This window comes from Flectobacillus sp., assembly GCF_049240685.1.
Taxonomy (GTDB): domain Bacteria; phylum Bacteroidota; class Bacteroidia; order Cytophagales; family Spirosomataceae; genus Flectobacillus.
Window position 1 is genome coordinate 1 of sequence record NZ_JBMLSD010000370.1, and the last position, 7,820, is coordinate 7,820.

The 7,820-nt window shown below is 36.1% G+C and carries 6 protein-coding genes; 5 read left to right on the forward strand and 1 reads right to left on the reverse strand.

The window, feature by feature from the left end:
* Window positions 1–411: 411 nt before the first annotated feature.
* A complete protein-coding gene (locus tag ACOVQ4_RS17055; protein ID WP_421821826.1) occupies window positions 412–1,806 on the forward strand; it encodes a DUF6056 family protein in 1,395 nt (464 codons plus the stop codon).
* Between the two features lie 64 nt (window positions 1,807–1,870).
* On the forward strand, window positions 1,871–2,821 hold the full coding sequence (locus ACOVQ4_RS17060) for a glycosyltransferase family 2 protein (RefSeq protein WP_421821827.1): 951 nt from the start codon (window positions 1,871–1,873) through the stop codon (window positions 2,819–2,821).
* A gap of 165 nt (window positions 2,822–2,986) precedes the next feature.
* On the opposite strand, the gene ACOVQ4_RS17065 is transcribed toward ACOVQ4_RS17060, so the two are convergent.
* Window positions 2,987–3,946 carry an AAA family ATPase gene (locus ACOVQ4_RS17065; RefSeq protein WP_421821828.1) on the reverse strand — a complete coding sequence of 320 codons (960 nt, stop codon included), beginning with the start codon at window positions 3,944–3,946 and terminating at the stop codon, window positions 2,987–2,989.
* A 343-nt stretch (window positions 3,947–4,289) separates the two neighbouring features.
* Here ACOVQ4_RS17065 and ACOVQ4_RS17070 point away from each other — a divergent pair, with 343 nt between their 5' ends.
* From ACOVQ4_RS17070 to ACOVQ4_RS17080, 3 genes are all read left to right on the forward strand, one after another.
* Window positions 4,290–5,621: a DUF58 domain-containing protein gene (locus ACOVQ4_RS17070; RefSeq protein ID WP_421821829.1), complete on the forward strand. Its 1,332-nt coding sequence runs from the start codon at window positions 4,290–4,292 to the stop codon at window positions 5,619–5,621.
* Between the two features lie 477 nt (window positions 5,622–6,098).
* Window positions 6,099–6,620 carry an ISL3 family transposase gene (locus ACOVQ4_RS17075; RefSeq protein WP_421821831.1) on the forward strand — a complete coding sequence of 174 codons (522 nt, stop codon included), beginning with the start codon at window positions 6,099–6,101 and terminating at the stop codon, window positions 6,618–6,620.
* A gap of 298 nt (window positions 6,621–6,918) precedes the next feature.
* Window positions 6,919–7,803, forward strand: a complete 885-nt coding sequence (locus tag ACOVQ4_RS17080; protein ID WP_421821830.1) for a DMT family transporter — start codon at window positions 6,919–6,921, stop codon at window positions 7,801–7,803.
* Window positions 7,804–7,820 lie beyond the last annotated feature (17 nt).

Consider the following 7,820-nt stretch of genomic DNA (forward strand, 5'->3'; position numbering starts at 1 on the left):
CCGTGCCGAATTAGATTTAACTTTTTTTTTAGGCATAAGGCAAAGAGTGTTAAATTGTTTTTGCCGAATGTGCAATAGTTTGAAGGTATTTTGCCTACGATATCCATTTTTTATAGTACTCCGTACTCTCCTAATCCGAAACGAGAGCGTTCATACAACACCCATTTGTAGTGAGTGATATACAATCAAAATGAGTATTTATTAATTGGCTAACAATAAAATCTAATAAATACGGTAATTTTGCTAAAAGCTTCTTGATAAAAGTAGTTATTGTTCTGAAACCTTTCAGAGAATGAGCACTAAATTTTAAAAATTTGGGCTTTCAGGTAGGCATACTTACCAATTCATTTTGTCGATAAAGAGATAAGGTGGATTTCTTTCATATTTATTCACTCAAGTTTACTTTTGATTTTGAAACTCATACAGACAAAGGCTTTTTCGCACTCAATTATCTGGGTAATCTTTTTACTCAGCGTAATACCTATTGCCATTTTGGGCTATTTCAATCATCCTTCGGTAGCAGACGATTACTGTTTTGCTTACATGACACGTGATTATGGTTTTTGGGAAGGACAGCGTTTGTATTATGAGGGTTGGTCTGGAAGATATATTTCCAACATGCTCTTTCATGCTACACCTCTAGCTTTTGGTCATTTTGGCTTCGTCAAAATTATGCCAGTCCTCATGATTGGGCTATTGTTTCACTCTTTTTACTTAATGATTGGAGAGTTTATACCAACCAACCGAGGCAATAAATTGGTATTAACTGCGGCTTTCATGAGTTTGTATATTGCCGAGACTGCTAGTATTATCGATAATTTTTTCTGGTATACCTCTGTATTCATATTTCCAATTTCGGTGAGCTATTGGATGTATCTCATGGCAGTGCTTATTCGCTATTATGCCCCACAGTATCGCTCTCTTCACAATGGTATTGCGTTACTTTGTGCAACATTGGTGTTTTTTATAGTAGGTTCAAACGAGGTAGTGATGTTGATGATTTTGGCCTTTTTGGGACTGGTCTGGTTATATTTACTTTTATTCGAAAAACGTTTTGATAAGTTTATTACCATGCTGGGGATTGTGGCGGTATTATGTGCTTATTTTTTAGTAATAAAAGCACCAGGCAATCAAGTACGAATGCAAGGTGGGGCTTTGAGTGGAAATATAGTGTTGGCACTTACCAAAGCTATTAAGTCAACATTAAAGGATGGCTTTCATTGGGTAGTGTATAGTCCGCTGATTCCAATGACTATTTTGTTATCGGCATGGTACCAAAAATTTGTTCCGAGCACAAAATCAGGGCTTTTCAAAACAAACCTCCTTTATGTAATGGCTAGTCTTGGGATTTTATTAGTATTAATGTTTTTCGCTATACATTATGGGAATCCAGATGGAGTGCCAGACCGTGTCAAAAATGCTATTTACATATTCTTTTTGGTAGGTTGGTTTTATTTGATTTTATGTGGTCTAAATCAATATCCTCAATTACTATCCTTACCTTTACACAAGATTCTTTTTGTATTGGTATTTACAGCGGCATCCATATTTTCATGGTCAAGAAGCACTAATTTAAGAATAATGTATGCTGATATTCTTTCAGGAAATGCCAAAGGATACGATGAGGAGATGACATTGAGATACAAACAAATTCAGGAGTCAAAATCAGATACTATTTATGTTGCTCCTCTAAAACATACTCCAAAAACCTTGTATTTTGATGAAATAAAAAGTAATCAAGACCATCTTTGGAATAAATGCTATGCTACCTATTTTAAGAAAAAAGTCATTGTTTTAAAAGATTAACTCCTAATAATCAATAGCCTAAGGGTATTATCTAGCCTTGTACAATACAATTATATAAAAACGTATGTCTGAGAAATATAACTTGACCGTTTCGATTATTATTCCTTGCTTCAACGAAGAGCAGGTAATTTTACATACCTACGAACGAGTTTCAAGAACGATGCAATCTTTTGGCCATAATGGCTATGAAATTATCTTTGTCAATGATGGTAGTCGCGACCGCACTCTTTTGATATTGAAGGATATAGCCCAAAAAGATGCTAATGTGAAAGTCATTGGGTTCTCTAGGAATTTTGGACACCAGCCCGCCGTAACAGCAGGTATACAGACTTGTAGCGGCGATGTTGCCATTATCATTGATGCCGACTTGCAAGATCCTCCTGAGTTATTTCCAGAAATGGTAAAAATTCATGTCGAACAAAATGCGAATGTAGTGTACGGGATGCGAGAAAAACGTAAAGGCGAAACACTCTTCAAAAAATTAACGGCTCTTTTATTTTATCGTACTATCAACTTTTTGTCAGATACTAAATTACCTGTTGATACTGGTGATTTTAGACTTATCGACAAGCATGTTATTGAGGCTTTCAAAGCTTTACCCGAAAAGAATAAATACATCAGAGGATTAATATCTTGGATTGGTTTCAAGCAAGTACCTATCATGTATGTGCGTGAAGAAAGATTTGCAGGAGAAACCAAATATCCTCTCTCTAAAATGCTCAAATTTGCCTCCACAAGTTTACTTTATTTTAGTAAGAAACCGCTTAAATTGGCGCTTGGGCTAGGAACTTTAAGCTTGTTGGTAGGATTAGGACTAGGTGCTTGGGTTGTGACTGGATTGATTTTCAGACCAGAAACCTTGGTTCATGGCTGGGCATCTACGGTAATAGCTGTTATCTTCTTTGGGGGAGTTCAATTGGTTACGATTGGGGTCTTAGGAGAATATTTAGGCAATATGTTTGAAGAAATCAAAAACCGCCCTGAATATATCATTCACGAAAAGATTAACTTCTAAATACTTGTTCCTGTTACCATCAATTAAGTGATTGACTGATTTGTGAGTAAGTGATTTTTGTTGTATACAATTTTCGACATAGCAATGCGCTACGAATCTACTGCTAAAATATAGAATAAAAGTATTCACTCGTTCACAAATCATTCAATCAAGAATTGACTTTATTTATCTGCCAATTGCCACTCTTCTCAGTATCGTATCTATTACCTGCATCGTTGTGATACCATCGGCCTCGGCTTCGTAATTGAGCATTATTCGGTGATTTAATACATCTGGAGCTATTTCTTTGATGTCTTCTGGCAACACATAATCTCGCTCATCAAGATAAGCAAGCACTTTTGCAGCAAGGTTAAGGTTAATTGTTGCTCGTGGCGATGCGCCAAACTGCACATAACGCGCTTCATCTCTCAAACCATAATCTCCTGGTTTACGAGTCGCAAATATCAATTCGATGATATATCTTTCTAGGGTTTCAGAAATGGTAATTTTATTGATTTCTTGACGAATATTAGAGATATCTTCTTTTGTCAAAATAACCTTTGGCCTGTAATTAAAGTCCATATTTGACATTTTTTGCATTACCTCTAGCTCTTGTTCTTTGCTCAAATATCCCATAAATACCTTTAGCATAAAACGGTCTACTTGGGCTTCGGGCAACGGAAACGTACCTTCTTGCTCTACGGGGTTTTGTGTGGCTAGTACCAAAAAAGGTTTATCCAAAATATAACTTTCGTCACCAATCGTTACTTGTTTTTCTTGCATCGCCTCCAACAATGCCGACTGTACTTTGGCAGGTGCACGGTTGATTTCGTCGGCCAAAATGATATTGGCAAAAATGGGTCCTTTGCGTACCTCAAAATCGTCGAGTTTACGGTTGTAAATCATCGTACCAATCAAATCGGCAGGTAATAAGTCGGGAGTAAATTGAATACGGTGAAAGTTCAAATCAAGGATTTTGGCAAGCGTATTTATCGTAAGGGTTTTGGCCAAACCTGGTACACCTTCCAAAAGAACGTGCCCCCCTGTAAATAATCCAATCAATAATCGGTTGGTAAGACGCTCGTGGCCTACCACGATTTTGCCCATTTCCTCAAATACCTGTTTTATTTTTGCGCGAGAATTCATCTGTTAATAAGAAGTAAGTTTTTGTACTAATTTGCCTATCCACAAGCAAGAATTTATTTTTATTCATCTTTTCCAACAACACTAATTTTCTAGGCTTTCTTGACAAGTTTACGAAAAAAAGCTCAAAACGCCAATCGTATTAGGATTCAATGAATAGAAGCTGCTTGGTTCTACCCAAAATCTTCGAGTTGAGTCAATTTGAGATGTTTAATCTATTTTTTGAAAACTTTACTTTTAAAGTTGCAACAAAGCGTTTGACTTTGTGGAAAAAACCATTCAAATTTACTAATAGCAAAGAGTCCAGTTCTATGCTATTGTCTTACTTGTACAATTCTACTTTCTCGTGAAAAAAATATTATCTATCTATATCAATAAACCTGTCTATTGGGGATTTACTGCTCTCATTAGTCTTTTTTGCTTGGCATTTGTGTTGCCTTGGCTTTTTAATATTGCTATCTTATTAAGCTTGGCCTTCGGAGGAATGCTCTTGGTGGATATAGCAATGTTGTTTGGAAGTCAAAAAACGCTTATTGCCAAACGATTTATTCCAGAACGTTTGTCCAATGGCGACCAGAATACCATCGAAATTGCCTTAGAAAATCGTTATGGTTTTGAGGTAAAAGTTAGCTTAGTCGATGAAATTCCTTTTCAATTTCAAAAAAGAGATTTTCAAATAGATACCCAACTAGCAAGTAATACGACCCAAAATGTACAATATACACTCCGACCTACCGAACGAGGCGAATATCTGTTTGGAGCCTTAAATGTATTTGTGAGTTCGCCTTTGGGTTTGTTACAGCGTCGTTTTCAGTTTGAAAAAGATAAAATGGTAGCTGTCTATCCCTCATTTTTGCAAATGCGAGAATACGAATTAATGGCGATTTCGAACCGATTGACGGATGTAGGTATCAAAAAAATCAGACGAATTGGGCATACACAGGAGTTTGAACAAATCAGAAACTATGTACAAGGTGATGATATTCGAACTATCAACTGGCAGGCTACAGCCCGGCGCAACGAGCTGATGGTCAATAGTTATCAGGACGAACGAGCGCAGTCTATTTATTGCCTTATCGACAAAGGTAGAATTATGCAGAGTCCTTTTGATGGACTCACGCTATTGGACTACGCGATTAACTCGAGTTTGGTGCTATCCAATATCGCTTTACACAAGCACGACAAAGCAGGAATTATTACTTTTTCGAATAAAATTAATCAGACGCTTTTGGCCGACCGAAAATCTGGGCAACTTCAGCGTATTTTGGATATGTTGTACCACCAACAAACACTTTTTCAAGAAAGCGACTACGAGGCTTTGTATATCCATGTCAAAAAGCAAATCAAACAACGCAGTCTTTTGATTATTTATACCAATTTTGAAACGGTCAATTCTATGCGTCGCCAGCTGCCTCATTTTCGAAAACTTGCTAAAGAACACTTAGTTTTAGTAGTTTTCTTTGAAAACACTGGTCTACAAAATATCCTTGAACAACCCGCTTCGACAACGGCAGAGATTTACCAAAAAACTATTGCAGAAAAGTTTTACTATGAAAAAAAGCTAATTGTAAAAGAGTTAGAGCAATATGGGATTCAGGCGTTATTGACAAGTCCTCAGCAATTATCTATTAATACCATCAATAAATATTTAATGTTGAAGGCCAAAGGAGCGATTTAAAGGAGTTAACTGTTAAGTAGTCGTGCAAAATTAGATTTAACTTTTGTGTTTTAGGCACAAGGCAACAGGCAGAAGGCAAAGAGTGTTAAATCGTTTTTTAGTGACGATAGATATGTTTTGCCGAATGCCCAAAGCTGAAAGCTCAAAAGTTAGATTTTATTTTGTATGCTAACTTAAGTATGCAGAATTAGATTAAAGTTTTTGTTGAAGGCAACAGGCACAAGGCAACAGGCAAAGAGTGTTATTGTTTTTAGTAACAATAGATTTGTTTTTGCTGAAAGCCCCAAGCTGAAAGCTAAAAATGTTTTTTATAAAAATTGGGTCTTTGAATATTTTTGTGGAAAGTTAAATATATGTCGGAAAACAGTTTTTACGAAAATCTTCTATCCTTGCCAGATTTGAAGGTTGATTCAATAGAGCACTTACCCTCCAAGTTAGTTATTCACTGTCATCTATCGGTGAAGACAGGTCAATGTCCTGTTTGTCAGCATAGGGGCTGAAATTTGTCAGCAAATCCAAGTTGTGTCTTGTGACATTTTGGACTCCTATATTTTGGCATCCAGACAATGTTTTCCCAATGCGGAGATTACATTAGACCATTTTCATATTGTCAAAGCCCTTAATGAATCCCTTGATGCCGTCAGAAAATCGCTTCGTAAAACTTATCAAACCCATCAAGAGTTCAAAAACATCAAATGGTTATTGTTTAAGCAAGCACAAAACTGCACTGAGGAACAAACTCATTTATTGAATCTGGCTTTTGAAAAAAGCCCCACCCTACACCAATTTTATATACAACGTAACCGATTCCATGCCATTTACCAGAGTGCTACTGATGCTGAAAATATGACTCATTTACTTAATGATTGGATTGAACAAGCTACTAAATTAGAGCATCCTAAAACCAATAAGTTTATTAAAACACTCCAAAATTGGATGGCAAATATTGCTTCATACGCGAATACTTTTGCCACCAATGCCGTAACCGAAGGACTCTAAAAATATTTATTCTGGATATCAGATGTGGGATTTCGGAAGTGTAAGCTTCTATATTTTGTAAAAAATAAAGGTATTTTAGTTTATTTCCGTTCCGAAATTATTGGAAATCCTTGTTCGACTAACTTACAATTGAGCATTTAGATAAGTGCTCTTCAAAAACTCCTCTAAATGAGTTAACTTTTCGAGTGGTAAGCCATTGATTACTATCTCAATAGTTAACTCATTTTTATTTTATATGATATTTATTTTTTGTAAATAGGACTAAAAGTCCTAATCTTCAACCACAATAACAAAACTTATGCAAAACAAGACTACCAAAGACTATATTCAATTACATTTCATTGTGTTGTTGCTAGGTTTTACAGCAATTTTGGGTACGCTCATTTCTGTACATTCCCTTAGCACCGTATTTTTTAGGACGAGTATTGCTGCTCTGGGTATTTATGTAGTATTAAAAGTACGTCAGGTAGATTTACGTGTTAGTCGTGCGGGAGCAATTAAATTACTCGCTACGGGGTTTTTGATTTCACTTCATTGGTTTCTATTTTTCTTTGCGGCCAAGATATCCAATGTAGCCTTATGTCTTGCGGGATTTTCTACTGCCACCTTATGGACAAGCATTATCGAGCCAATTACTTACAAACGTAAAATTCGTCCACATGAAGTCTTGCTTGGGTTATTGGTGATTGGTGGACTATGTATGATTTTTTTATCGGAAGTCAAACATATTTGGGGCTTAATTCTGGGTATTCTGGCGGCTATGCTAAGCGCCTTATTTTCGGTAATCAACTCAAAACTTGGTAAGGCCTTTCCTTCGCAGGTTATTACATTTTACGAAATGACAGGTGCAGCTATTACCTCGTTGATTCCATTAGTTTACACGCTCCAGAGTGGCTATTTATCAATTAATCAAATAATTCCAGCGGGTTGGGATTGGCTTTGGTTGGGCATACTTTCTCTGGTTTGTACAGTTTATGCTTTCTCGGTTACGGTTGAACTATTAATCAAATTCTCTGCTTTTATTTTCAATCTTGCACTCAATCTCGAGCCTGTGTATGGGATTATTTTTGCTTACTTAATTTTTGGAGAAAAAGAACAAATGAATCTAGGGTTTTATGCAGGGACAAGTGTTATTCTGATTGCCATTTTGATTTATCCAATTTTGAATAAAAAATTTAGCTAATTAGCAAAATTAGATTG

Coding starts and splice junctions, on each gene's coding strand:
- ACOVQ4_RS17065 (WP_421821828.1), bottom strand. CDS start 3,946: ATGAATTCTCGCGCAAAAATAAAACAGGTATTTGAGGAAATGGGCAAA.
- ACOVQ4_RS17060 (WP_421821827.1), top strand. CDS start 1,871: ATGTCTGAGAAATATAACTTGACCGTTTCGATTATTATTCCTTGCTTC.
- ACOVQ4_RS17080 (WP_421821830.1), top strand. CDS start 6,919: ATGCAAAACAAGACTACCAAAGACTATATTCAATTACATTTCATTGTG.